Source organism: Frondihabitans sp. OV104, from assembly GCF_057787745.1.
Map to the genome: position 1 here is coordinate 3,291,551 of NZ_CM173541.1, position 24,883 is coordinate 3,316,433.

Annotated in this window: 26 protein-coding genes and 1 pseudogene; 16 read left to right on the top strand and 11 right to left on the bottom strand. The window is 64.7% G+C overall.

The window, feature by feature from the left end; translation table 11 throughout:
• Positions 1 to 467 precede the first annotated feature (467 nt).
• The 3 genes from AC3CBB_RS15530 to AC3CBB_RS15540 all read left to right on the top strand — a co-directional run bounded on the left by AC3CBB_RS15530 (position 468) and on the right by AC3CBB_RS15540 (position 5,603).
• On the top strand, positions 468 to 2,510 hold the full coding sequence (locus tag AC3CBB_RS15530; RefSeq protein WP_488625287.1) for a hypothetical protein: 2,043 nt from the start codon (positions 468 to 470) through the stop codon (positions 2,508 to 2,510).
• 364 nt (positions 2,511 to 2,874) lie between these two features.
• Positions 2,875 to 4,043 (top strand): IS3 family transposase gene (locus AC3CBB_RS15535; protein WP_488624446.1). Its coding sequence is split into 2 segments (ribosomal slippage): positions 2,875 to 3,163 and positions 3,163 to 4,043, totalling 1,170 coding nucleotides; the frame shifts between segments, so codons are not numbered across the junction.
• A gap of 45 nt (positions 4,044 to 4,088) precedes the next feature.
• Positions 4,089 to 5,603, top strand: coding sequence for an AIPR family protein (locus tag AC3CBB_RS15540; RefSeq protein ID WP_488625288.1), 1,515 nt, complete (start codon positions 4,089 to 4,091; stop codon positions 5,601 to 5,603).
• Positions 5,604 to 5,636: 33 nt separating this feature from the next.
• Here the strand turns inward: AC3CBB_RS15540 and AC3CBB_RS15545 are convergent, their stop codons facing one another.
• Positions 5,637 to 6,656 carry a hypothetical protein gene (locus AC3CBB_RS15545; protein ID WP_488625289.1) on the bottom strand — a complete coding sequence of 340 codons (1,020 nt, stop codon included), beginning with the start codon at positions 6,654 to 6,656 and terminating at the stop codon, positions 5,637 to 5,639.
• Positions 6,640 to 8,298 (bottom strand): N-6 DNA methylase, encoded by a 1,659-nt coding sequence (locus AC3CBB_RS15550; protein ID WP_488625290.1) that lies wholly within the window; start codon positions 8,296 to 8,298, stop codon positions 6,640 to 6,642. Before AC3CBB_RS15550 ends, AC3CBB_RS15545 begins: the two co-directional genes overlap by 17 nt.
• Positions 8,299 to 8,414: 116 nt before the next feature.
• Here AC3CBB_RS15550 and AC3CBB_RS15555 point away from each other — a divergent pair, with 116 nt between their 5' ends.
• From AC3CBB_RS15555 to AC3CBB_RS15580, 6 genes are all read left to right on the top strand, one after another.
• Positions 8,415 to 9,326, top strand: coding sequence for a GIY-YIG nuclease family protein (locus AC3CBB_RS15555; RefSeq protein ID WP_488625291.1), 912 nt, complete (start codon positions 8,415 to 8,417; stop codon positions 9,324 to 9,326).
• Positions 9,319 to 9,609 (top strand): hypothetical protein, encoded by a 291-nt coding sequence (locus AC3CBB_RS15560; RefSeq protein WP_488625292.1) that lies wholly within the window; start codon positions 9,319 to 9,321, stop codon positions 9,607 to 9,609. Before AC3CBB_RS15555 ends, AC3CBB_RS15560 begins: the two co-directional genes overlap by 8 nt.
• Positions 9,610 to 10,696: 1,087 nt before the next feature.
• A complete protein-coding gene (locus tag AC3CBB_RS15565) occupies positions 10,697 to 10,900 on the top strand; it encodes a hypothetical protein (protein WP_488625293.1) in 204 nt (67 codons plus the stop codon).
• A 105-nt stretch (positions 10,901 to 11,005) separates the two neighbouring features.
• Positions 11,006 to 11,416: a hypothetical protein gene (locus AC3CBB_RS15570; RefSeq protein WP_488625294.1), complete on the top strand. Its 411-nt coding sequence runs from the start codon at positions 11,006 to 11,008 to the stop codon at positions 11,414 to 11,416.
• 29 nt (positions 11,417 to 11,445) lie between these two features.
• A complete protein-coding gene (locus tag AC3CBB_RS15575) occupies positions 11,446 to 11,802 on the top strand; it encodes a glutaredoxin domain-containing protein (protein WP_488626755.1) in 357 nt (118 codons plus the stop codon).
• 968 nt (positions 11,803 to 12,770) lie between these two features.
• The gene (locus tag AC3CBB_RS15580) at positions 12,771 to 13,796 is read left to right on the top strand and encodes an NAD-dependent epimerase/dehydratase family protein (RefSeq protein ID WP_488625295.1); all 1,026 of its coding nucleotides are present in this window, start codon (positions 12,771 to 12,773) and stop codon (positions 13,794 to 13,796) included.
• Between the two features lie 173 nt (positions 13,797 to 13,969).
• Here AC3CBB_RS15580 and AC3CBB_RS15585 read toward each other — a convergent pair.
• The 3 genes and pseudogenes from AC3CBB_RS15585 to AC3CBB_RS15595 form a co-directional block, all read right to left on the bottom strand.
• Positions 13,970 to 14,425, bottom strand: a pseudogene (locus AC3CBB_RS15585) (DUF1810 domain-containing protein).
• The gene (locus tag AC3CBB_RS15590) at positions 14,422 to 15,090 is read right to left on the bottom strand and encodes an HAD family hydrolase (RefSeq protein WP_488625296.1); all 669 of its coding nucleotides are present in this window, start codon (positions 15,088 to 15,090) and stop codon (positions 14,422 to 14,424) included. The pseudogene AC3CBB_RS15585 and the gene AC3CBB_RS15590 overlap by 4 nt, the downstream one beginning before the upstream one ends.
• Before the next feature lie 247 nt (positions 15,091 to 15,337).
• Positions 15,338 to 16,111 carry an SDR family oxidoreductase gene (locus AC3CBB_RS15595; RefSeq protein ID WP_488625297.1) on the bottom strand — a complete coding sequence of 258 codons (774 nt, stop codon included), beginning with the start codon at positions 16,109 to 16,111 and terminating at the stop codon, positions 15,338 to 15,340.
• Positions 16,112 to 16,204: 93 nt separating this feature from the next.
• On the opposite strand from AC3CBB_RS15595, the gene AC3CBB_RS15600 reads away from it, so the two are divergent.
• Entirely contained in the window at positions 16,205 to 17,077 is an 873-nt protein-coding gene (locus tag AC3CBB_RS15600; RefSeq protein WP_488625298.1) for a LysR family transcriptional regulator, read from the top strand.
• Positions 17,078 to 17,149: 72 nt separating this feature from the next.
• On the opposite strand, the gene AC3CBB_RS15605 is transcribed toward AC3CBB_RS15600, so the two are convergent.
• The gene (locus AC3CBB_RS15605; RefSeq protein WP_123506802.1) at positions 17,150 to 17,425 is read right to left on the bottom strand and encodes a GlsB/YeaQ/YmgE family stress response membrane protein; all 276 of its coding nucleotides are present in this window, start codon (positions 17,423 to 17,425) and stop codon (positions 17,150 to 17,152) included.
• 117 nt (positions 17,426 to 17,542) lie between these two features.
• Here AC3CBB_RS15605 and AC3CBB_RS15610 point away from each other — a divergent pair, with 117 nt between their 5' ends.
• The 3 genes from AC3CBB_RS15610 to AC3CBB_RS15620 all read left to right on the top strand — a co-directional run bounded on the left by AC3CBB_RS15610 (position 17,543) and on the right by AC3CBB_RS15620 (position 19,983).
• Positions 17,543 to 18,214: a response regulator transcription factor gene (locus AC3CBB_RS15610; RefSeq protein ID WP_488625299.1), complete on the top strand. Its 672-nt coding sequence runs from the start codon at positions 17,543 to 17,545 to the stop codon at positions 18,212 to 18,214.
• Between the two features lie 61 nt (positions 18,215 to 18,275).
• Positions 18,276 to 19,202 carry a helix-turn-helix transcriptional regulator gene (locus tag AC3CBB_RS15615; protein WP_488625300.1) on the top strand — a complete coding sequence of 309 codons (927 nt, stop codon included), beginning with the start codon at positions 18,276 to 18,278 and terminating at the stop codon, positions 19,200 to 19,202.
• Positions 19,203 to 19,473: 271 nt separating this feature from the next.
• Positions 19,474 to 19,983 (top strand): DUF3592 domain-containing protein, encoded by a 510-nt coding sequence (locus tag AC3CBB_RS15620; RefSeq protein WP_488625301.1) that lies wholly within the window; start codon positions 19,474 to 19,476, stop codon positions 19,981 to 19,983.
• Positions 19,984 to 19,992: 9 nt separating this feature from the next.
• Here the strand turns inward: AC3CBB_RS15620 and AC3CBB_RS15625 are convergent, their stop codons facing one another.
• Positions 19,993 to 20,970 carry a zinc-binding dehydrogenase gene (locus AC3CBB_RS15625; RefSeq protein ID WP_488625302.1) on the bottom strand — a complete coding sequence of 326 codons (978 nt, stop codon included), beginning with the start codon at positions 20,968 to 20,970 and terminating at the stop codon, positions 19,993 to 19,995.
• Between the two features lie 124 nt (positions 20,971 to 21,094).
• On the opposite strand from AC3CBB_RS15625, the gene AC3CBB_RS15630 reads away from it, so the two are divergent.
• Positions 21,095 to 22,111: a class I mannose-6-phosphate isomerase gene (locus AC3CBB_RS15630; protein WP_488625303.1), complete on the top strand. Its 1,017-nt coding sequence runs from the start codon at positions 21,095 to 21,097 to the stop codon at positions 22,109 to 22,111.
• Between the two features lie 69 nt (positions 22,112 to 22,180).
• On the opposite strand, the gene AC3CBB_RS15635 is transcribed toward AC3CBB_RS15630, so the two are convergent.
• The 4 genes from AC3CBB_RS15635 to AC3CBB_RS15650 form a co-directional block, all read right to left on the bottom strand.
• Positions 22,181 to 22,516: a YciI family protein gene (locus AC3CBB_RS15635; RefSeq protein ID WP_488625304.1), complete on the bottom strand. Its 336-nt coding sequence runs from the start codon at positions 22,514 to 22,516 to the stop codon at positions 22,181 to 22,183.
• Entirely contained in the window at positions 22,498 to 22,722 is a 225-nt protein-coding gene (locus AC3CBB_RS15640) for a YciI family protein (protein WP_488625305.1), read from the bottom strand. The genes AC3CBB_RS15635 and AC3CBB_RS15640 overlap by 19 nt, the downstream gene beginning before the upstream one ends.
• Positions 22,723 to 22,755: 33 nt before the next feature.
• Positions 22,756 to 23,109, bottom strand: coding sequence for a DUF6596 domain-containing protein (locus tag AC3CBB_RS15645; protein ID WP_488625306.1), 354 nt, complete (start codon positions 23,107 to 23,109; stop codon positions 22,756 to 22,758).
• Positions 23,110 to 23,213: 104 nt separating this feature from the next.
• Complete coding sequence (locus tag AC3CBB_RS15650) at positions 23,214 to 23,702, bottom strand: SRPBCC family protein (protein WP_488625307.1); 489 nt, start codon at positions 23,700 to 23,702, stop codon at positions 23,214 to 23,216.
• An 81-nt stretch (positions 23,703 to 23,783) separates the two neighbouring features.
• On the opposite strand from AC3CBB_RS15650, the gene AC3CBB_RS15655 reads away from it, so the two are divergent.
• Complete coding sequence (locus AC3CBB_RS15655; RefSeq protein WP_488625308.1) at positions 23,784 to 23,969, top strand: PspC domain-containing protein; 186 nt, start codon at positions 23,784 to 23,786, stop codon at positions 23,967 to 23,969.
• Between the two features lie 33 nt (positions 23,970 to 24,002).
• Positions 24,003 to 24,866 carry a GH25 family lysozyme gene (locus AC3CBB_RS15660; RefSeq protein ID WP_488625309.1) on the top strand — a complete coding sequence of 288 codons (864 nt, stop codon included), beginning with the start codon at positions 24,003 to 24,005 and terminating at the stop codon, positions 24,864 to 24,866.
• Positions 24,867 to 24,883: the final 17 nt, after the last annotated feature.

Below are 24,883 nucleotides of genomic sequence, written 5' to 3' on the forward strand. Positions count from 1 at the left end.
ACGGTCGCAATGCGTCTATAGAAACGGGCTGCGGCGGTCAACAAGGGGATGGCCGCAGCAATGCGTCGCTGGCATTGGTTTATCTCCTATCCCTAGGGATATTGGTCGTGAAAAAAGCTGAGACAACATTGCAAGACAGTGGCGAGGTTTGACGATTTCGTTTAGATGCGGGGGAGTGGCGTCGACCATCGCTAGACATCAGTGGGTGGATGAGACGTCTCGTAAAGCTTTAGTTTTTCGAGACTCCCCAGTGATTTCCTCTTGCCAACAGGCGCCCTCGGCACGAACCAGCTGTACTTGTCAAATACGCCGTCTAGTTTCGCGAGCTTGAGGTACATGAGCTTGGACAAGCTGTTCGATAAGGAATCGACTTTCAGCGTCGAGGACCGGCGGTCAACGAGCTGGGATGTCCGAGGCCTGCCCTAATCTGGCAAAAGGAATCCATTACTTGCGGGGGAGCGACTGACTTGCCGGAGATCCAACAATCGCTGATCGGCTACGCAGTGTTGCGGGCCAACTACAACGCCAAAGCCCCGAGCTTCCTTGACAACTTTCGGGGCTTCGTTCTAGACGCTGTTGCCGAGTCGTCGTCGCCAGCCGGTGACTCTGGCCAACTCTCCGCGCTGATTGCAGATCGATTCGGAATCTCGATCCCCAGCTTGGTTGTGAAACGCCTCGTCAAGCGGGCCGTATCGGCCAAGTTTGTCGAGGGGAACGAAAAGACGGGGTATCGCCTGACGGAACGCGGTGCCCGAGATGCTCCTCGCATCTCGGAGCAGATCACCCAGTTTCGACGGGAGCAGGCAGAGCTCGTTGCCAAATTCCGACTTTTTCTAGTCGAAGCTTCACCCGAACATGCAGCGGAGCCAGACCGAAACCTTACTGAGCAACTCAGCGCTTACTTTCAAGCTCACTCGATTGATTTGCTCTCGCAGGCCTTGCGCGGTGATACCAGCGGGACCTTGCACACGAACCCTGGCTTTGACTACCTCATATCAACTTTCGTCTCGGTTCTCAGCCAGTCTGACCAGGCTGCGTTCGGATATGTCGAAAGTGCCGCAAAGGGAGCGATCCTGGCCAGCACTGTGTCTATGGACACGTCGAGCCTGAGCCAAAATCTCGACAAGCTGACCATCTTTCTTGACACTCCCGTCATGATCGATTTGATGGGGTGGCACGGAGAAGCGGCCGAACTGGCCACTACCCAGCTAGTTGTCTTGGCTCAGACGCTCGGGGCACGAATATCGGCGTTCGAGCATTCAGTGCGAGAGTTGGATGGAGTTCTCTCCAACGCAGAAAACGCTCTGAGGCCATCAAAAGGAAGCCGGCGGTCGACGGCGCGAATCGAAGCTCATTTTATCCAGAATGGTTTCAGGCCGGCCGATCTGCTCTCAATCCGAACGCATCTGCACGACGATCTCAAGTCGCGAGGCGTGCAGATCGCAGAGAAGCCGGATGACTACATGACCTATGGCCTCGACGAAACGGATCTCGGCACCAGGCTCGATAACGCCATCGGCTACCGGAGCGTCGGAACCCGAAATTACGACGTCGACAGCCTTTCCGCCGTACACCGGCTGCGGAAGGGTCACGCTGCCACCCAAATTGAGCGGTTGGTGGCGGTATTGGTGACGACTAACGTCGATGTTGCCCGCGTATCTCGTGACTTTGCCCGAGAGTCGACGGGGTGGCCCTTAGCCATGACCGACTTCATGCTGGCCGCCGCCCTTTGGGTGCGGCGGCCAGACGCAGCTGAGGGGTTACCCAAAGCGCAGCTCATTGCGACCGCCTACGCAGGAATGCAACCAGCCTCCCACCTCTGGGGCGCGTACCTCGACGAAGTCGACCGGCTCGTGGCCTCGGGGAGCATGACGGACCAAGATGCAGTCATCTTCCGTACCGGTCCTGAGCCACGCCGTGCCCTTATGGAGGTCACGCTCGGAGACGAAGACGAACTCGATGACACGTCCATACAGGATGTCCTCGATCGAGTTCGAAGCGAGTACCGACGCCCGGGAGAAGAACGGGCGGCGCAGGCAGAGGCCGAAGTTAATTCGGCAACAACAGCTACAGATTCCATCACGCGGGATTGGTTAAGAGCCGAAGACGAGAAGAGCGAGCTCCGAGAACAAGTCGCCGCCTTGGAGGCAGAGCGTCTCAGGCTCGAGCAGGCCGCAGAGGACAGGGCTAGCGCGGAGCGAGCACGACGTGCGGAGGTTGTTCGCATGTCTGCCCGGGTCGGTCACGGGTGGGTCGTTGCAGGCACACTGACTGTCGCCATTATTTTGGTGGCCGCCGGAATTCTTAGCGCGTTTTTCCCCGGCGTTTTTCCGTCGTCACTTAAATCGTTGCGAATTCCCTGTGTTATCGCTGGTCTCCTCGTGATTGCAATTGGGATCATCCAGATGTTCGTTCCGGGAACTGTTCTTGAGTGGCTCAAGCCTTTGGAGGAGGCGCTCAGCAAGAGGATCGCCATAAGACGCCTTCGAAAATCGGGCACCGCAATCTGAGTTTGTTATGGCGGATCTACACTCCGTGGACTCCTTACCCTGCACCTTCTCAGCACTCACCCTCGCTAAGTATCCCGCCGCGCCATTGGGGCGATTCGCCTTCTGATCTACGCTTCAGTTATGCCAGCGCCCCTAACAGAAGCCGACACCCTTCTTCAGTCAGGAATCCAATCCGAGACAATCGGTAGCCGCACTGAATCAGCTGCTCTCCTGTCCTGGTTCCTGATCAACGCATGGCGAGTAGATCCCGAGGATGCAGATTCTGCTATCTGTGACGGGGGCGGTGACAAAGGTATGGGACTGCTGAGGGTTCGGTTGACTCCAATCGGTAGGGGCATTCGCCCTTGCTGGAAGGATGTTCAACATGGTGAAGGCCTATCCACCGGAGTTCCGACGTGACGTGATCGCGGTCGCCCGCCGAGGCGAGGCATCGCATCGACAAGTCGCGAAAGACTTCGGGATCTCCGAGACGTGCTTGCAACGGTGGCTTCGAGTAGCAGACCGTGACGAGGGACTCGATCCGGCGTCAGCGTCAACCGCAGCAGCAAAGGCGGCCGAGCAAGCGGCGCTGAAAGAGGCGCAGAAACGGATCCGGCTGCTCGAGCAGGAGAACGAGATCCTGCGCCGGGCGGCGGCGTATTTCGCCCAGTCTCAACTCCCAAAATGAGTTACCCGCTGGTCCTTGACCTTGCCGCTGACGGAGTCCCCGTCACGGTGGCCTGCCGGGTGCTCGGCTTCTCCAAGCAGGCGTTCTATCGGTGGAGGAGCAACCCGGTCAGTCAGCGCGATTGGGACGACGCCCATCTCACGAACGCGGCTCTCGATGTTCACGAGGACGACCCGACGTTTGGGTATCGGTTCATCGCCGATGAGTTGAAGGCCGCCGGGCATCGGACATCGGAGCGACGTGTCTGGCGGTTGTGCTCCCAGCAGCGGCTCTGGTCGCTGCACTCGAAGAAACGCGGCCTGAACCGCAAAGCCGGCCCACCGGTGCACGACGACAGGGTCAAACGAGAGTTCACCGCTCCGGATGTGAACCGGCTCTGGCTCTCCGACATCACCGAGCACGAGACGGCCGAGGGCAAGCTCTACCTGTGCGCTGTGAAGGACGCCTGCTCCCGTCGGATCGTGGGCTACTCGATTGACCACCGAATGAAAGCGTCCCTCGCTGTCAACGCACTTCGGATGGCTGTCGACCGCCGGAGCCCGGCCGGCACTGTGGTCCACTCCGATCGGGGCAGCCAGTTCAGGTCCAAGACATACGTCCGCGCTTTGAGCGAGGCGGGGCTGCTCGGCTCGATGGGCAGAGTCGGTGCGTGCGCCGATAACGCTGCGATGGAATCGTTTTTCGCGCTCCTGCAGAAGAACGTTCTGAACCAGCGGAAATGGGCTACAAGGGAGCAGCTGCGGCTGGCGATAATCACCTGGATCGAGGCCAGCTATCACCGGAAAAGGCGCCAACGTGGCCTCGGCAAGCTGACACCGGTCGAGTACGAAGCCATAATCAACCCACAGGCCGCAATCGCGGCCTAGGAAACCGAGTCAACTAAACCCTCAGCAGTCCCTATCGATGCCCTCGTGGTCGACGACGATCTAGCGGAGATCACCATATTTCAGTCGAAGTTCCGAAAAGACCCTACGCATTCAACGCAGGGCGACACTGACCTAAAATCGTTGGTCGGGGCCGCAGCCTGGTTCGAGTCACCAGAGAGTATCGATCAGCTTCTTGCAGCTGGTCCAAATCAGGAACTTCGGAACCTACTAATCCGCCAAGGCGTTCGAGACAAGGTCGCCAATGGTGGTCATGTTGTGCGTCTCGTGTTTGTGACCAACGCCGAGCTGGATTCAGCCGGCCTGTCCTATGCGGATGCCCGCAGGGTTGGACCGCCACCACTTGAAGTTTGGGAACGAACCCGGTTAACGGATGTCGCGGAGCGCACTCAACGCCCCTCTTTGATCGACGACACCCGAGAACTACAGACAACTTCGGTCCCGATGGTCATCGACCTGACGCATGACGCGAAGATGGCCGTTTGCGCAATTCCGGCCCTCGAATTGGTAGCACTCCCGGGCATCGACGATCGTTCTCTCTTCAGCCGAAACGTCAGGCTGTTCGCGGGCCGTACGCGGATCAACAATGAGCTACGAAGCACGGTGCAGAACCTCGACGAGCACCGCCTGTTCCCGGCCTATCACAACGGATTGACGCTGCTAACCAACAAAATTGGGCAGGTTACGGACGGCTCCATCGAGCTGGAAGGCGTCGGTGTGGTCAATGGTTGTCAATCGCTAATCACTCTTTACGACAACAAGAACGCCCTCACCAACGAGCTCCAGCTCATCGTCAAGGTCGTAGAAGTTACGGGCGACGACAAGGTGGCTGACCTGATCACCTACAGGTCGAATAACCAGAATGCAGTGACTCTTCGGGATCAACGTTCCAGCGACTCCACCATGAGGGATCTCCAGGCAGGTGTTGCGGAACGATTCGGCAATAAGTTCGCTCTCGTCACGCGAGTCGGCGAAATCGTGTCTGCGTCTGAAACCCTCGAAAATACCCTTGCCGCTCAGCTCATCACCGCTGCGTATCTGGGGGAGCCTTGGGCGGCCGTTCGTAAAGTGCGGCTCTTCGACCAGGACTACCGACGCATTTTCAACCGCACGATCACCCCCGACCGCCTTTATCTGCTGCACCTGCTGGATAAGGCTGTAGGTACCCAGAGGGGCAAGCTTCGCCCCGATCTCCGTGCCAGCTACGCGTCAATCCGTTTCACTTTGGTGCACCTGGTCACGGTGGTGCTGTCGATCACCGACGCCGGTGCAAAGCTTATGGACGAGCCGGAAGCGTGGTTGCCGGAGGAAGAAGCCGCAGTGATTGCTGCACTTGAGGTGATCGCGGCAGAAGTCGTAGATTCCTCGAACTATCACGTCGACGCGGAGTTGCAGGGGAATGCAGATTACGACCCAAAAAGCGTATTCAAGAGTCGGGGTGGAGTGAGTCGCTTAGTCACGGACGTCATTCGCGACGCAAAGCGTCAGGCGGGCCGACCTACTTCGTACCTCTTCACGGTAACTCCCGCCGACAAGGCTTAGAGAACTGAATACCCGAATCACCGTCGAAGGCGGTTACGCGGGGGGCAAGTTGTCTGGTTCGACCGTGCCCAGACGGGTACGCGCCTCTGCGTGATAATTCTCGGGAGTAACTTCGAGAACCCGCTTGACGATCTTTTGGAAGAACGTATTCGGGTCGAGATGCGTGGGCATGGCGTCCCAGCGAAGCTTCATCAAAGGCAGGTCATCCAAAGTGGGCGTGTCCAACCACTCGACCGCATCGGCGTACTCCATGAGGAGCAAGCAGGTCGAGTCGTAGGCATCGTTTTCCCGCTCAAGTTTGCTCAGTCGGTCTGTGACAGCGCGAGCGCCCTTCGGGCTCGCAGTCAGTACATCGGAACGTAGGGCGAAGATGAAACCGAATGCAGAAAGGGGATATCTCAGCCGAAGATTTTTCGCATCTCCATAGCTCTCTTCTGCGCGATTCGCCAGGTTCTTGCCGTACGCACCGTCCATGCGTTTGGTCGAAATCAGGATTTCCGGACCCGTTTCCCAACGAGACATCCCGACATCAATCTGTTTCTCATATAACTTGCCCAAAACCTTAGCTTCGGCTCCAGCGACACCCTGCACGCTCGACCGGCCCTCTATGCGCTTCGCAAGTTCGCGTTTCTGGGTGGCTAAGAGGTCCTTGCTAACTAGAAGATTTCCGACCGGAACGGGTAGCACGCGGGGCATTGACTCGCGAGGCCAGATCGCGTTTGGCTCGAAGCCGGCCCGACGAAGTTCGTAAGCAGCCCATACGTCGATGGCGATAGCAAGTACTCCTGAGGTCGAGGCAACTCCTTTGATGGCCAGAGGCACACCTAGAAGTCGCGTGAGCACGGCCTCGTCGATTCGGAACTGGGTACTTCCGTCAACGACCTGCCATGGATTCGTGTAGGCGCCATCGCCACCCTTTGCCTCCGAAATAATCTGATCAAAAAGGGGCCACGCGATGGACGTATACGTCGATTCCTTCTTCATTTTAATTTCGGCGGCCGGCTGCGAGATACCCAGGTCAACCGCTAGATCGCGTTCATAGTCGTCCGGCACTCTTGCCCCTCGTCATTCTTCGCGATTGCAACGTCATATGTGCGGCCCGTATCACTCCGAGTTCGGAACGCGTCACACCGGTATCAAGAAGAACTTCGTCCACTTTGGCAACTGCCTCGAGGAGATGCCCGGCTTGAAGCAGACGAGTTACGGTCGGCCGGAGTGTCCTCAGGACTGTTGCATTTTTCATGACCAGCGACGGGCTCGGCATGAGCCACAAATCCGCCTCGCGCGGTTCGATCTTCAGGATCCCGCCCCCATAGGATCGGCCCACAATTTCTGCGCTCAGCAACGTCACCGAGTTCAGGGACGCGAGTGGGAGCAGCTCCTTCCCAAGTTCGCTGTGCGCAGTTGCGAGGTAGACGCCGTGAACGGAGTTCAAGTGATGCGCGTGCGCCTTGTTGGTCGTGAGGCGCGGGGTGTCCGCGTTCATGCATGTCAGCAGCAGATCCGCTGGCGGAAGGAGGGGGACCTGATACCAGGTCTTCCGAACACGGCATTTGTAAGCCTGGTCGACACCGGCTTTATGGCCGGCGTCGATGTAGGCGGCGGCGGCCGCAGACGGCTTGTCGCCGGGGCGGAACAACCACGTCGATTTGCCTGAGCCACCCAGCTCGCCCATGTTGTGGCGGGTCAGAGCGAGGCCGCGAAGGTGTGAGCTGCCGGGTGGCGACAGGCGGAGAAGGTCCGTGCGACTGAGACCAAGTTCTTTGACGCGCGCGGGGGAGAGGGCGAAGAAGGAATTGTTGCCGGTGACCATCCCAAGAGTGGTGTCGCCCCACGTCTCCAGGTTGGTGAACGCCCCGGATTCACGCAGGTCGCGGAGGGGGCGTAAGGCACTGGTCCCGACGAGCAGGCCGGTCCATTTGTCCGAGGGGCTTTTGGGCGACCAGGTCAGCGGCACGCCAAGTGTCTCAAGCGCTTCGCCGTCGCGTGCTTGATGAATGACCGCGTGGTCCGTCGGGCCCTTGTCATATCCATCGGCCAGCAGGAGAACCACGTCAGCCTCAGCCTCCGGGAATACCTGCTCGCTGAAGAGGACCAACTCCACGTTTTTGAACCGGTCAAAGAGGAACTGGCGTACGGGAGCTGCATAGTTCACGCTGAGAAGCTCAGCAGGCAGAACCAGCCCCATCCGGCCGCCGGCTTTTAGGAACAGGGCGGACTGGACGGTGAAGGCTGCCCAGCTAGAGGCGAGCCCGTTGAGGGCGACGCCGGCCTTTAGAGCGGCGGCGCGGGAGCGGGTTCGGGACTCGCCGGTGAAGTCTTGGTAGCGGATGTAGGGCGGGTTCCCGATCACAGCGTCGTAGGTCGGCTCGGGGTCAACGAGGAAAAAGTCGCTGTGTGTGATGTCGGCGATGCCGCCGGCTTCCGTGATCCGCTCAGCTGCAACTCGTGCGCTATTGGCGTGAATCTCTACGCCAGCAACTATGGGGCGTTCTGCACCGAGATCGCTGAGGCGGCGGACAGCTTCTACGAGGAATGCCGCGTCGCCAGCGGAGGGCTCCATCACGAGGTCGCTCTGGGTGCGGACGGCCCAGTCGGTGATGAAGCGGGTGAGGGGCTCCGGGGTGAAGAACGCGCCTCGCGCCTTCCGGAGATGCGCCGTGTCGGAGACGTGGGGGAGGGGCGCGATACTCACAACTCTATTGTTGGGCAAACCGCCGACGTTCGACGCCAACCCGCCCAACCTCCTGCCATCGAGACGATGTTGTACCTGCCATAAACTGCGGACGGATCAATGACGAGGGGGGAGCTGTGGCGAAGTCAGGAAAGTCTGTTCGGCTGTTTCTGGTGGATGGAACACCCGGCGGTCTGGTGACCGCGGAGATCATGAACTGGACGGGCCATCTTCTTGCGGGCCCTCGGTCTGATTTGCCTGCGCTGCTTCGCCGCGAAGAGGCGCGTCGCACGGGCGTGTATTTGCTCCTGGGAGACGCGCCCGACAGCGTCGGTGGTCTCCAGGTCTACATCGGCGAGGGCGACGACATCAGCACGCGCCTGACCAGCCACGCTCGCGAGAAGGACTTCTGGGAGCGCGCCGTCTTGCTCACCAGCAAGGACGCGAACCTCACGAAAGCGCATGCCCGGTACCTCGAGTCTCGCTTCCTGCAAATCGCTCGCGAGGCGCAACGCTCAGAGCTCATCAACGGGACGGCCCCACCCCTCATCGCCCTCCCCGAGGGCGATGTCTCCGACATGGAGTACTTCATCACTCAAGCGCTCATCGCGCTGCCGGTCCTCGGCGTCAACGTTCTCCGTGCCGCAGCCACTCAGGTCAGCCCCGCTGATGCACCGGTCCTCGCGCCCACGAGCCCGGAGGTCATTCCTCGATTTGTTCTCGAAAGCCGAGGAGAAGGTCGCGTCGCGTACGCTATCGAGAAGGACGGAGAATTTACCGTCCTCAGGGGTTCTCAGGCCCGCACGACGCAGACGGGGAAGCATAATTATGTCTCGCTACGAGATCGTCTCGAACGCGACGGCACCCTGGATATCTCCTCATCTCCAGCCATGTTTGCTCGGAACCAGGTGTTTGCAAGCCCTTCTGCTGCGGCCGCTGTCGTTCAAGGGCGTTCGGCGAATGGTCGAACGTCCTGGATCGAGGAGAGCAGTGGGCTGACTTACGGCGACTGGCAAAACCGGAACCTAGAGGACGCCGTCAGTGAGTGACGAGACGCCGATCCGTCCAAGGACGACGCAACACATTGGTGCCGCCGGGGAACTGCTCGTGCAGTACCAGCTCCTCAAGCTCGGAATCGACAGTGCGCGCCTGACCACCGACTCCGGAATCGACCTCGTCGTCTATGCACCCGCAACAGGCTCTGCCACGACCGTTCAAGTCATGACCGCGGAGCGCGCTATGCCTGCCGGAGGCATCGGCAAAAACGCCATCGGATGGAATTTTCCTCACGACACGACTGCGCAAGTGCTGGCGTTCACGTTCCTTGAGTGAGACGTCGTCTGGCTCTTTACTGCCGCTGAGGCTCGGGAGCTCGCCCAGCAGCGGTCACCGAAAGACATACGCCGCCTCTACTGGTACACCGACGTCACCATGACCCAAAGAGACGGTGTCCCGTTGCTTCAACGCGACCTTGACTCCTATTTGCTCAGTAAGCGCGCGGCCGTGCTGTTCCCGCGCTGACACCGGTTCGGTCGGACTGTCGGCGGCCACTCCTACGCTCCCGAGCATGGGTGTGCAGGGTACGGGGGAGAGCGTTGAGCGGATCCTTCGCCGCCCCATTCCCCCTCACCCGCTTGCGAGCCCGCCGGTACCGGGAACCTGGGGCACCTGGCAGGTCCGCCGGCACAAAGCCGTCCCGCTCAGTTACGTCCTGATGCTCTCACTCGAAGGCCGGCACGTATTCCATGCTTACGCGCACTGCCGTGACGACAACGGTGGTCGTCCGTGGTTTCGCACCTTCAACACCTTGAACTCTGCGGTGGCATGGATGCTCCAGCACGAGGCGCAAGTACGGGCGTTTAATGATCGGCACGAAGTCGAGCCGGAGCAGTGGCCGGCCTAAGAGCCCCTTGCTATTCACGCGAGCCGTGCGATGAATGGGGTCGACTCTCTACCGGGCGAGCGCGGCGCCGCGTACTTTTGACGCAACGGCTGGTTCCCCCCAATCAGTGGTCAATGCCCCCGGGCGTCGGACGTTCCCCCCAGCTGCCGACCAACTCGGGGGTTTCTCACGCCCACGCCGTAAGGGAGAGGTTCCTCTTCGCGGTGCATGGTCGACGAGCATTCCGGCGTGCCCGGTAGTCGCTTCGCTCCTAGAGGTGCCACTTCGCGGCCGGTTCTGGCCCTTGCGGGCTTTGTTCTTTTTGCCATGGAGCCTGCGGCATCGTACGTCCGTTCGGGAGCTGTTCTAGTGGCTGCGCCACCGCCTTCCTCCGACAAGTACGGCCGCGGTCGCAAGCTTCCTTATTTTGGCCGAACTTTTCTCCTCCGCCGCCCTTTGGGTTGCACAGCTCCTGCCCGTTCTGCTCGACACTTCGTGCCTCCAAGGCAAAAAGAACGAGAGGGAGAGGAAGAGCACATGAGCCAACAGATCACCACGGTGACCACGTTTGTTCCGGTCTTCGGGGAGGGAGAGTTGCAGCGGCAGCTTCGCAAGTTGGAGGAGCGAGACAGCGACCTTGCATCGTTCGCGTCGAACGGGTGGGACCTCAGCCACACGGCCACCATCACCGGGCCGGAGCTCGTCACGTTCGTGGGCACCCTCACCCGTCACAGCGAGTGACACCAGGTGGGAGGGGACAACGACTCATTGCCCCCTCCCGCCTCCGGCAGGGCTGTCAGGCCGCGCCACCACAACTAAGCAACCGAAACCAGCAGGAGAAGAACCGTGATCATCACCTACAACCGCCCCGACACCATCGGCCAGCAGATCGACCCGAAAGCACCGGCCGCGGACCTTTACCCGGAAGGGGCCGTGTGTGCGGCATCCACGTGGGGCGTCGTTGGGACGGAGTGGACGTGCACCCGTCGTCCCGGCCACACAGACGACGAGCACCGTGCCACATTTGAAAAAGGCGAGGACGGGCCCGAGAGGGGCGGCGCCGGATACGGGCCATCCTCAACCGAACCAGTGCACAGCGTCACCGTGACCGTGACGTTTCCCGAATCCGCCTCGACCGGGGTCACTGCCGAGAAGATCGCCGCCAATGTGCTTTCCAGTTTTTGGGAGTGCGACCACGACCACGTGCGGACCATCGTCACCCACGACGTCGACGTGCCAGCTACGGCCCACGAGTGAGACAGACCTACAAGGAACCAGGGGAAATCATGATCACCGTCTACTCGACCCCGTCGTGCCAGCAGTGCCGCCTGTCGTGCCTTGCCCTTGACGCGAAGGGGCTCACTTACGAGGTCGTCGACGTCACTGAGAACCCGGCGGCCCTCGCCTACGTCAAAGAGCTCGGGTATCTGACCGCACCAGTCGTGGTCGGATCCGAACACGACCACTGGAATGATTTCCGGCCGGATCAAAACAACCGCGTCGCCGCTGGGGGAGCAGCCGACGACGAAACCGTAAGGCAGAGACCTGGTGGATGCTTTCTCCTGGGCGGAAGAAGAAACCCCGCCGCCACGCACAGACGACGATGCCCCGCCGGTCTACGACGACCCAGCCGAGAGCATTAACCCGTGGGAGCTGACCGAGCACGAACGCCAATTTACGAAGCAGGGTTCGTGGCCGGCTGTCCGATAGGCAAGCGTCTCCTGAGGCGGTCTACTGAGTCTTTTTAGGTGGGTTGGACGGCGGCTTTTCGCCTTCTTGAATGTGCTTGAATACTTCCTCCACGGGCGGCCTAGGGGGCGGTGTGGGTTCCGGCTTCTTACTCATCGTCGGCCTTGGTGTTCGGGGCATCATCGCCGTGCGTGAGAGTTGTGAAGACGTCCTCGACGTTAGGGCGTGGTTGGGGCGCTGGTCGATCTTCCGGGTTGGGGCGTTCCTGCTGGGCCATGGAGGCCTCCCTCTGATTGAACGAGTCCGCTGATTATTGCCGATAACAGAAGTGCGATGACACTGGCGGAGAGAAAATGGAATCCTTTTGTCATGGAGACCGCCCGCTTAGTGTTTAGAGCGTCCCGCAGTTCGATTTCGCTTTTCCGCACTTCTAGCAAAGTGTCGTGAAGATCTACGAGAGGCATGTCGTCATTGACGTACCGAGACACCAGGTCGCCCGCGGATACCACCCCCAAAGATAGTGGGGTGATCGCACGAGTAGAAACAAGGATTGTCACAGCCGCCAGGATGAGTGGGACGACGGCCGTCAGGTCCTTCCACGCCGGTCCGACAACAGCAATACTGGCCGCTACGACGGCCGCCGCGGCTGTAGTCGTATACGCAGCCTTGGTCTCAATCGTCCGTGTTCGGTCGACGGACCGTTGGCCCTGAACGTCTAGCTCAGCTTGCAAGGCGGCTATGCGCTGTAAGCGCTGAACTGCGTGCTTTCGATCCTGCCGCATCCTCGCAAGCCTCATATACACGAGACTACGTGTGTGGCGGTCTGCGCGGTTCGGGGGAGTCGTTACGCGGCGCTTATTGCCCTTCGGCAACGCTTTTTTGCCTGGTCGTTGCAGAGCGGGGCGCGCGTAGCGTCAAAGGCATGCGCATTGTGGTCATCGGAGCAACCGGGAACGTCGGATCAGCGATTCTGACGCGCCTCCACCAGCAACCAGGTGTCGATCTCGTCGGCATCGCCCGGCGGCGCCCCGATGACACCGTCCCGCCGTACGCGAACGTCCAATGGCATGCCCTCGACATCGGGGACGACGACTCGGCCTCAAGACTGACCGACGTGTTCGATGGTGCCGACGCCGTCATCTGCGTCGCGTGGGCGCTCCAGCCGACGCATGACCAGGCAGCGATGATGCGCACGAGCGTCACGGGGACCCAGCACGTCATGGAGGCCGTCGCGGCCGCGGGAGTCCCGCAGCTCGTCTATGCGTCTTCGGTGGGCACGTATGCGGCGTCGTCGAAGAAGCATCGGAGGGACGAGTCATGGCCGGTGTGGGGGATCCGGGAGTCCAGCTACTCCCAGCAGAAGGCCCTGAACGAGTACGCCCTCGACGTGTACGAAAAAGCGCACCCTGACATTGTCGTGACCAGGCTTCGCCCGGGGTTGGTCATGCAGCAGGCCGCGGCCAGCGAGATCCTCGGATTGTTCGCGGGTTCCTGGGTTCCGACCCGGTGGCTCAAGACCATCAGGATCCCGTTCCTGCCGCTGTCGCCGCGCTTCGTCGCGCAGGTCGTGCACGCGTCGGACCTCGCGGACGCGTTCTGGCGTGCGATCGACCGTCGCGCCGGCGGCGCGTTCAACATCGCGACGGAGCCCGTCGTCACGCCGAACCTTGTCGCGTCCGTGCTGGGTACGCGGGCAGTCCCCTTCCCGTATCGGGTCATCCGTGCCGCCGTGACGGTTGCGTGGCGGCTGCGGATTCTGCCGGTGGATGCCGGCTGGGTCGACATCGCCGCAAAGGTCCCGGTCATGAATACCGACCGAGCTCGCACCGTTCTGGGTTGGGAACCGAAAGTGTCAGCCGATACGGCGCTCGCCGCTCTGATCACCGGTCTTGCCGAGAGGTCCAACGTGCCCGCCTCCGACCCCCTTCGAGGCCGGCCCGCCCGCTGAGACCACAACACTGCGGACCATGATCACTCCGTCGAGATCTGATGCGCTGAAACTGGCCGCCGGATCGCCCATGTCCACGAGAAGAACGGCGACCCCGTCGATGACATTGAGATGTCATTCAAAACACTCTCGGGTCGGGCACAGCCAATCCGGGCCCCCTCGGGCACCGACCGTCAGCTCCTGCGGAGAAGCGTGACTGTCGCTTCGTCCGGCACGCCGTGGAACCATCGATCGAGCACCTGGGTAAAGACGGCGTCGTCGGTGGCCTCCGCGAATAAGGTCATCGACGATCGCAGCTTGACCGCATCAGTGCCACCCAAGACGGCGTCCGCCGAAGCTCCGGGGGCGGTGAGCATGGTTTTCGCGCTCTCTCGCAGCCGAGCTCCGAGGACAGGATGCGCGGCGAATGCGCGCGCCTCTTAAAGGGAGCGGATCGCGAAACGTCGCGCGGTGGCGCTGCGGCCGAGCCCAGCGACCTGCGGGTATACGAACCACATCCAGTGGGAGACCTTCCGGCCCCGGGAGATCTCCCCGAGCGCGACCGAGTAGGTCTGCCCATCGTTCTGAGCGTCGACGAACCGAGCAAGGTCGAACGGGTCAGCATCGGCCACGGAACTGTTCGCTGTCATTCGGGGGCGTCGTCGTGCCAGAGCGTGGCCAGGATGCTGGTCTCCAGTGCGGCGAGTAGCGACGCGGCGTCATCGAACACCTTGATGGCCCCGGCCTGCCGCAAGAGGGCTTCGCCAGTGCCCCCGGACAGGAGGCCGACACCGCGGACGCCCGCCTTGGCGGCAGATCTCATGTCCCAGACGGAGTCGCCGACCATGATCGCGCCTGCCGCCTCCACCCCGCCCTTCTGCAGCGCCACCGAGATGATGTCCGGTTCCGGCTTGGCCTTCTCGACGTCCTCGGACGAGGTGACGGCGTACGTGTTCTCCTCGATAGGGAGGATGTCCAAGATCCGGTCGAGCTCGTTCTGCGGGGCTGAGGTCGCCAGCACCACTCGGGTGCCGTGCGCGGCGATCGCCGCGACCAACGCCTCCGCTTGATCAAGGACCTGCAACCTCGGAGCAAGCTCTCCGAGCCGTTCATCGTGAAGCTTCTTCGCCGCGTCCTGCACGGCTTCCGGCGCAGTCCCCGCCAGGGTGTCCATCAAGACGCTGGAGTCCGCACCGATGACCTGCTGAATTCGCCAGGACGGCACGCTCAGACCCACCGATGTGAATGCGTGGTCCCACGCCTCGACGTGAAGGAAGTTGGAGTCGACGAGGGTGCCGTCGAGATCGAATAGCACTGCAGTAGGACGAGTCACGACGGAACACCAATCAGAGACAGGAACACGGCAAGGGCTGGCACACGCCACCCTCAGGGATCCGTCCATGAAACGCCCCTTGGCATTTTCCGGCCGGGACGCAACAAGGGTTCTGCGCCGGTGTCCGGCACATCACCAGCGCCGCGAGAATCTGGTCCCAGATAAGAAATGCCTCACGGTGTCGAGCCGCTTGGTCGTTCTTCAGGGAACGCCAGCCGCGAGCTCGCCGTCACCAGGGGACGACACCCTCGTCGTCGAAGAAGCCGCCGCGGGGTCCGTCGTCGGGCAGGGTGGCGAGACGGATCGCTGTCGCTGCACCCTGCTCGGGCGTGCGGTCGCCGGCGAAGCCGTTGAAGTCGGTGGAGACGAGGCCCGGGCACGCGGCGTTGATGATGATCGGCGTCTCGGCGAACGCGCGGGCGTACTGCACGGTGATCCCGTTGAGGAACGTCTTCGACGGCGAGTACGCCGCCATGATCGGGCCCGGCTGCCGCCCGAGCGAGCCCATGCTGCTCGACGCGTTCACGATGCGCGGCGATGCCGCCTTCTCGAGCAGCGGCAGCAGCGCGTTCGTGACCCGGATGACCCCGTACACGTTCACGTCGACGACGGCTCGGACGGTGCCGAGATCGAGGGTCGTGGGATCCTGCGCCCAGGTCACCGGGTCGAACGGGCCGGATACGCCCGCGTTGTTCACCAGGACGTCGAGCGTGCCGAAGCGCTCGGCGAGGTCGGCGGCTGCGGCCGCGACGCTCTCGTCGCTGGTCACATCGAGCTCCACGCCCTCGGCGTCGATGCCCTCCGCTCGCAGGGTGGCGACTGCCTCGTCGAGGGACTGCGCGTTCCGGGCGCCCAGAATCACGCGGAGTCCCTTCTCGCCGAGGCCCTTCGCGATGGCATAGCCGATGCCCTTGTTCGCCCCGGTGACCAGGGCGGTCGTCTTCGTGGCTGCGGTGTCGTGAGCTGTCGTGTCGGGGGCTGTCTGCGCCTGGATGTCGTTCATGTCGTCCATCGTCGGTCGTCCGGGCTGTCGGCGTCCAAGGCCGATCCGGCACCCTGTGATGCCGCACGGGCATCACAGACGTAGACTCGCGGCGTGGACGACCTCGAGACCCGTGAACTGCGCTACTTCGTGGCGGTCGCGGAGCGCCTGCACTTCGGGCGAGCCGCCTCCGATCTCGGGATCGCGCAACCGGCCCTGTCGCGGGCGATCCAGCAGATCGAGCAGCGGGTCGGGGTGCCGCTTCTCGATCGCGATCGACGCGGTGTCCGTCTGACCGCTGCGGGCGAGGTGCTCCTGCGGGAGGCCCGGACCGCGCTCGACGGGGTGTCGGCAGCCGTGCGGCGGGCACGTCGGGCCGGGGCTCCGGTCCGAAAGGTGGTGCTGGCGACGAAGGCCGGGTCGTCGCACGAGTTCCTGCAGGCGCTGCTCGATGCGAACGCGGCCGACAAGGGCGCCGCGCCGATCGAGGTGATGCTCTGCGAGATCGGCGAGCAGCAGGGGCTCCTGCTCGACGGAAGCGCCGACGCCGCGATCCTGCACCGGCCGTTCGACGACTTCGCCGGGATCGAGGGCGACGACCTCGACACCGAGGCGCAGGTCGCCATCGTGCCGGCGTCGCACCCGCTCGCTTCGCGGCTGTCGCTGACCATGGCCGAGGTGACGCATGTTCCCGGGCTGCCGATGGCGCGGTGGCCGCTGGTCGGCGGCGGCTACGCGGACGGACCAGGCCCCGAGGTGCACTCGCAGTCCCAGCTGGCGCAGCTCGTGGCCCTCGGGCAGACGCTGCTCGTGATCCCCCGTTCGAGCCGCGCCTGGCAGTGGCCTGAGCACGTCGCCGTCCCCGTGCTCGACGCGCCGCTCGCCACGACGGTGTTCGGCTGGCCGACCGGCCGTCTGACACCGGACGTCGCGCGGCTGCGGGCGACCGCCCTGCGAGTGCACAAGTCGGCGGCTCTGACGGCGTAGGCGCAGCAGCCAGACCGACGCGAAAAGCCTCCGGAGGGCTCCGGAGGCTTTTTCGTTTCTGGCGGCGCTGGGTCAGCGGGCGACGCTGCGACCCACGACACGGGTGTAGATGAACAGGACGATGATGGCGCCGATGATCGAGCCGATGATGCCGGCGGGCTGGAAGAAGCCGTCCATCGGGTCGTGCTGGAAGATCAGGAAGCCGAGGAAGCCGCCGACGAACGAGCCGATGATGCCCAGGATGATGGTCTTCAGGATTCCGAGGCTCTGACGGCCGGGGATGACGGCGCGGGCGATGAAGCCGGCGATGAGGCCGACGATGATGAGGCTGATGAGGAGGCCGATCATGAGATTCTCGATTCTCTTGTGCGGGTCGGAATCGACCCGTCTGGCCTTTCGGCGTGGACTCAATCAACCACCCCTCGGGGTGTGCCGACACACCCCTGGGGGTGGAATAGTGAAGTCATGCCAGCCCAGGTAGCCACCCGACCCATCACCGTCGCTCTCATCGACGACTACGACGTGGTGCTCAAGGGCCTGGCCCACTTCTTCGACGACTTCCGGGATCGGGTGATCGTGGCGGAGATCGATGCGAACGCCTCCCTCTCTGACACGATCGACATCGTCCTCTACGACTCGTTCGCCCAGCCGGAGTCCGATCAGGTCGAGATCCGCGCCCTGCTGGCCAACCCGAGGGCGCACCGGGTGGTCGTCTACACCTGGAACTTCCAGCCCGAGCTCATCGAGACGGCACAGCAGCTCGGCGTCCACGGGTACCTGTCGAAGACCATGACGCCCGCCCAGCTCGTGGAGGCCCTCGAGGCCGTCCACGCGGGCGAGACGGTGATCAGCCCGCCCACGAGGCGTGCGCCGAGCGCGCCGGGCCTCGACTGGCCGGGCCGCCTCCAGGGCATCACCGATCGGGAGTCCGAGATCCTGGCCCTGATCACCCAGGGCAAGAGCAATGCCGAGGTGGCGCAGCTCACCTACCTCAGCCCCAACACCGTCAAGTCGTACATCCGCTCGGCCTACCGGAAGATCGGCGCGACGACGCGGACCCAGGCGGTGCTCTACGGGGTGGCGAACGGCTTCGCTCCCGATCACCACCGCATCGACCACTGGCTGGGTGGCCCGTGAGTCGGTACCGCTGAGAGCCGAAGGGCTATTCTGGCGCTGAGTCGGGAGATCGGAGGTCGCCGTGCTCATCGATGCCGGACATCAGACCGACGACATCTCGGAGGCGGAGGACGCGGTCAATCGCGTGTACCGGAAGGCCCAGCTGCGGTCGCCTCAGGCGCCGTTCCTGTTTCGTCAGCGGGTGGTCGGAGACGAGCGGGCCACGATCGCGAAGTTCGTCGTGAACGCGCCCTCCGATTTCACTGTCGACATCGAAGGCGTCCTCGCCGTGGGCATGTGCGCCGGGGGCGACTACCGGGCGACGACGAACGGCAGGCCTGTCGATGTCGCGCGGCCGTTCGTCCTGGAGCCGGGTGTCGCGCGGTCGTCGTCGGAGAACCACCGACTGGCCATGGTGAATCTCGATGCCGCGGCTCTGGCGGCCTACGCCGGGGGAGAGGCCGGGGCGGCTCTCCGGGTCGGATCTCCGAGGCCCTTGACTGCAGACAGCGGCCTTCATTGGAAGCGCCTGGTGGCGCACACTCTCGACGTGTTCGCGAGTCCGGAGCTCCTCGGCAGCGACCTCGTCCGCCGTGCCTCCGTCGATCTGCTCTTCGCATCGGCCATCACCACCTTCGGCATCACCGTCGCTGATGCGGCACCGGGATCGCGGGAGCACTCGACTCGACCGAGCGCCGTCGACCGTGCGATGCGCTACATGGACGACAACGCGGCCGCCGCCATCGGGGTGCAGGAGATCGCCGAGCACGCCCGCATGAGCGTTCGGGGCCTTCAGGCCGCGTTCCGGCGCACAGCGGGCATCACGCCGCTGGAGTACCTGCGAGGCGTGCGACTCGCCGAGGCGCATCGGGAGCTTCTCGCCTCGGACCCGCGCGACGCGACGGTCACGCAGATCGCGCAGCGCTGGGGCTTCACGAACATCAGCCGGTTCAGCAGCCTTCACACGCGAACGTACGACGAGTCTCCCCGCGAAGCTCTGACTCGCTGAGCCCGTCGGTCGAGACTCGCGCCCGCACAGGGAGTGGACGCGAGACGATGCCGCTGGACACCAGACGCACATCTTCGTCGCCCTTGCCGACTAAGGGGGGCGTGCGGGCGCGAGGAGGCGTCGCCGATCGCCATGATGAGAGTCCCCCGGCTCTTCGAATCAGGGATCCGGGAAGAGGGGCGAGGGACTCACCAGCCCTCGCCCCTGTCTCGCGCAGTATCCACGCGGCGCAATGGCGGACCCCGACCGATGCGTCCGGCAGACTGATCCCGTGGGGAACAACAGCACGAAGAAGCGACGCGGCAAGGTCGCCGGCAGCAGCCCGTCGGCGAGCATCATCTTCTTGTCGGCGGTGATGCTCTTCGTGAGCCTGATCGGCGTCGCGTCGCAGGGTCCGGCCTACTTCCACGATCGCGACGTGCGCTCCGAGGGGGCCGGCGCCACGGGTGTCGTCACGGAGGTCGTGCACTACACGACGCACTCGCGGCACGGCACCCACGAGCACTACTACCCGGTCATCGCGACGACGATCCGAGGCGTCGACGCGACGACGAGGACGAAGGCGTACAACGTCAGCAACTCGTCGGAGTTCTTCGTCGGCCAACGCCTCGCCGTCGTCTACGACACCCGCGACCCGTCGAGGGTCGTACCCGACTGGCCGGGCGCCGAGCGCGACATCGTCGTCAGCTTCTGGTTGCTCTCAGGGCTAGGGATCGCCGCCGTCCTGGCGATCGCCGTCACGCTCGTGGTCCGCCGCATCCGGCGGACCACGAAGCGGTAGCCGCCGGGGTCAGGGGCGCAGCAGGATCTTGCCCGCGCGTCCCGGCTCGAAGTTGGCCGCGCTGGCGGCGCGGGCCTCGTCGAACGAGTAGGTGGCCTCGACGGGCAGGGTGATGGTGGAGTCCTGGATCCTGCGCACCAGTTCGCCGAGGAGCTCGCCGCGCTTGGCGGGGGCCATGCTCGAGCTGACGGTGCTGCCCCAGAAGCCCTTGACGGTGGCCTGCTTGAAGATGACGTCGCCCGACGAGATCTCCATGACGGGTGACTGCATCGCGCCGAAGACGACGAGGGTGCCGTTCTCGCTGAGGAGCGAGAGCACCTCGCCGCTGGCCGGGCCGCCGACGGAGTCGACTCCGGCGAGCACGGGAGCACCGCCGACGATGGCCGCCACCCTGTCGCGCCAGCCGTCCGAGTCGGTGGCGACGACGTTGCCGATGCCCTGAGCCTCGAGCTCGTCGACGCCCGCTGCTCGGCGGACGAGACCCACGACGTTGATGCCGCGCGCCACCGCCAGCTGGGCGACCATGCGCCCGACGGCGCCGTTGGCGGCGTTCTGCACGAGCCAGTCGCCCTCGGCGAGATCGAGCGAGTCGAGCAGGGTGATCGCGCTGAACGGCATGGAGACGAGCTGCGACGCGACCTCGTCGGCGATGCCGTCGGGCACCGGGATGAGCGCTGCTGCCTTGGCCACGAAGAACTCGGCCCAGACGCCGAACGTGCCGCCCGTCGCGACGCGCTGGCCGACCTCGACGCCGGTGACGCCGTCGCCGAGCGCTTCGATGGTGCCGACGGCCTCGGTACCGGCGCGGGCGGGCAGGTCGGGCTTGAAGCCGTAGGTGCCCCGGATGGTCCAGAGGTCGTGGTTGTGAATCGGCGACAGGACCGTGCGAACGAGCACCTCGCCCGGGCCGGGGGTCGGCGTCTCGACATCGTCGACGGTGAGGACTTCGGACGGCTCTCCGAAACGGGTGTGCACGACTGCGCGCATGGTGATCTCGACTCTCTGTTCGGTGTTCGGCCTCGAGTCTGTCACCGCCGGCTGGGGCGCCGGCTGAAGGCGAGGGGCCCGCGCTAGGGTGGCGCTGACGACGACGTTCCAGGAGGCAGCACCCGTGATCGGTCCCATCCGCCTCGCCCCGAACCAGCCGGCCGCCCGGCCGTACAAGGGCGGCGCCGGGATCCTCGCCCTCCGCGGAACGGGCTCGACCGACGACCACGCCCCGGAGGACTTCGTCGCGTCGGTCACGACGACGCACGGCAGCGACACGGTGGGCCTGACCGTGCTCGACGACGGCCGCACCCTGCGCGACGCGATCGCCGCCGATCCGGTGGCCTACCTCGGCCAGGAGCACGTCGACGCGCACGGCACCGACACCGGCCTGCTGGTCAAGCTGCTGAGCACGGGCGAGCGGCTCTTCAACCACGTCCACCCCGGTGCCGCGTTCGCGGCGGAGCACCTCGGCTCGCCGCGGGGAAAGACGGAGGCCTGGTTCATCATCGACGCGGGCCCGACCGGCGAGGCGACCGTGTGGCTCGGGTTCAGGAATCGCGTCGACCCCGCCCAGGTGCGGCGGTGGGTCGACGCACAAGACGGTGCAGCCCTCCTGAGCCAGCTGCACGAGATCACCGTCCGGCCCGGCGATTGGCTCTACGTGCCCGCCGGGATGCCGCACTCGATCGGCCCCGGGGTCACCCTCGTCGAGCTCCAGGAGCCGAGCGACCTGTCGATCATCCTCGAGTACGCCCCGTACCCGCTGCTCGATCCGGCGGACGCCTTCCTCGGCCTCGACGTCGACTCGGCGCTGCAGGCCGTCGACCTCGAGCCGCTGCCGGCCGACCGGCTCGGCGACGTGCACGGCCGGCCCGACGACGGCGCACGGTCGCGCCTCTTCCCGCCGGCGGCCGACGCCTGCTTCCGTGCCGAGATCATCGCGCCGACGGAGCCCGTCGCGGTCGATCCGGGCTTCGCGGTGCTGGTCGTGCTCGACGGAGACGGCCGGCTCGACTTCGGCGCCGACAACACGATGCCGCTGACCCGCGGCGACGTGCTGCTCGTGCCGCACTCCGCCGGGGCCACGACGATCGACGGGGGCGTGCGGGTCGTGCGCTGCTCGCCGGCGGCAGCCTAGGGGCAGCGGGCGCAGGAACGGGCGGCCCGCCGACGGGCCGCGAGTTCCTGCGCCCTCAGGCCCCGGCCCTCACCCCTCGAACGGCCACACCGCGCGCACCTCGACCCGCCCGAACCGCGCCATCGGGTGCCGGGCCGCCACGTCGAGGGCCTCTGCGAGCGAGCCGCACTCGAGCAGGTCGAAGCCGGCGATCGTCTCGCGGGTCTCGGCGAAGGGTCCGTCGGTGATGAGAGTCTCGTCGCCGCGGACCCGGACGGTCTTCGCGTCAGCCGGCGGGCGGAGCCGGTTGCCGGTGATGGTGCGGCCGTTCGCGTCGTTATCGGCGACCCAGTCGCCGATGGTGTCCTGGGCCGGGTCGTACGTCTCGGCCTCGGGGTCGTCGCAGATCAGGAGGAGGTACTGCATGGGTGAGTCCTTTCGGTGGGGATGGCTGGGGAGTCAGTGCAGGAGCTGTCGGGGACGTCGAGCTCGTTCGTGTCGATGAACTCGCCCGACGCCATCAGGTCGCCGATCAGCGCGCCGTGGGCGGCTGTGTATGCCGCCTCGCGCTCGGGCGGGAGCCCGGCCACGAGTTCGGCGTGATCGTTGTGGATGAGGAGGAGGAACTTCATCGGGACTCCTGAATCTGTGCGGGATCCACGGGTTTACGACCTGTGGATAACCCTGTGGGGGAATGTGTGGAACTCGCCGCAGCGCCTGTGGAAGGGCCTGTGGACAACTCGTCGGCGAGGTGGCGGAGCGTCTCGCGCTCGCGGTCGTTCCTCGTCGCCTCCCGCCGACACTCGGGCCGCGAACCGCGACGTCTGGAACGCCATCAGAGCGACCAGGCCGTGGACCTCCGGCTCGCGCGTGAACCGCACCAGCCCACCGACCACCCGGGCCGACTCGGCGCGCCGCACGTCGACCACCGCTGCCCTCGCGTCGTCGCCCATGTCGGCCTCCCGTCGTCGAGCGGCGGTGCTCGCACCGAACCGTCTCACCAAGGCGTCGATCGACATGGTCGCAGATCGACACCGTCGGCGAAATGGTGCGTCCGCGAGAGGACCCGTGTTCCGGCACCCGACCTGGGCCGCGGCACTGCGCGGCTGCCGCTACCGGGCGACTACGACCCGTCCGTGCGGCGCCGCTCGACCTCCGCCACGATCCCGCGCAGCACGGTCCGCATGTACGGCGCCCAGAAGAACCGCACGATGCCGCGCAGCACGAGGCCCGCGCCGGGCTTCGCGAAGAACGTGTACGTCCAGTCGATGCGCGTGCCGCCGCCGTCGGGCGTGTAGAACCACTCGGCCCGAGCGCCCGACACGAGGTGCCCGAACAGCTTCTGGAACTCGCTCAGCTCGTACACGAACGCGCTCGGCCGGTCGACGCGCACGGTCGTCTCGACGACGCTGCCGCCGTCCGACAGCATCAGCTGCCGCCTCTGCCCGACGCCGTCCCACGGCCCGGTCTGATCGCGGACCTCGACCACCGCGGGCAGCGGCCCCGACTTCGGGTAGAAGCCGACGGGGGTCAGCGGCGTCGCGACTCCCCAGGTGTGCTCGAGGGGCGCGGCGGCCGTGGCATGTGCGCTCGCGGTGGCGGATGTGGACATGCAGGGGGTTCGGAGCCGATGCACAGACCGGCAGGCGAGCCGTTCCGGGCGACGGTCAGCCGATGCGTGCAGACTCGATGCATGAGCGCGACCCTCGTCCGACCGAAGCGCGGCACCGTCATCGCCGGTGTGTGCGCCGCCATCGCCGACCGGTTCCGGTGGAGTCGCTTCCTGGTCCGGCTTCTCTTCGTCGTCTCGATCATCCTGCCGGGGCCGCAGTTCCTGCTCTACGTCGTCCTGTGGATCCTGATCCCGAAGGCCAAGTGATCGGTGCGAGGTCGTGTCGCCGTCGCGCTGAGCGTGGCGATCGTTCTGGGCGCGTCCGGGTCCACCCAGTTCCTGCCCCCTTCTCCCTCCACGCCGCCCTCGAGAGCCGCGGGCGCAGGAACTGACCCCTCCGCCGCCGGCCCCACCGTCCCGGGCCTCGACGTCAGCGCCTACCAGCACGGCGTCGACTTCGAGGAGGCCTACGCCAAGGGGGCCCGCTTCGCCTACATCAAGGCCACCGAGGGCGTGCACTACACCAGCGCCCGGTTCGCGACGCAGTACACGAAGGCGAAGAAGGCGGGCGTGATCCGCGGGGCGTTCCACTTCGCGAAGCCGAACGTGTCGACCGCGGTCGCGCAGGCGGAGTACTTCGTCGCCGCGCTCGACGGCCTCGGCGGCGGTCGCGTCGACGGCGACACCACCCTTCCGCCGCTGCTCGACCTCGAGTACAACCCGTACGCGGCGGCCGACGGCACGGACTCCTGCTGGGGGCTGAGCCCGAAGCAGATGGTGCTGTGGGTACGGCAGTTCACCGACACGGTGACGGGGCTGACCGGCCGTGTGCCGCTCCTCTACACGACGACCGACTGGTGGAAGCGCTGCACAGCCGACAGCGCGGTCTTCGACGGCACGCAGCTCTTCCTCGCCCGGTACGTCTCCGACGTCGCGGGCGGCGCCGGCGACCTGCCCGCGAGCTGGTCGTCGTGGACCATCTGGCAGTACACCAGCACCGGCAGCCGGTACGCCGGGATCACGACCGGCAAGAAGGACGACACCCCCGCCTCGGACGAGGACCTCTTCGCGGGCACCATCGATGAGCTCCGCGCGCTCGCCCGCCTGCAGTTCGACACCACTTCGGGGCTGGTGCCCGGGCCGGGTCCGCTCACCCACGCGTGAAACGACTCTTTCACCCC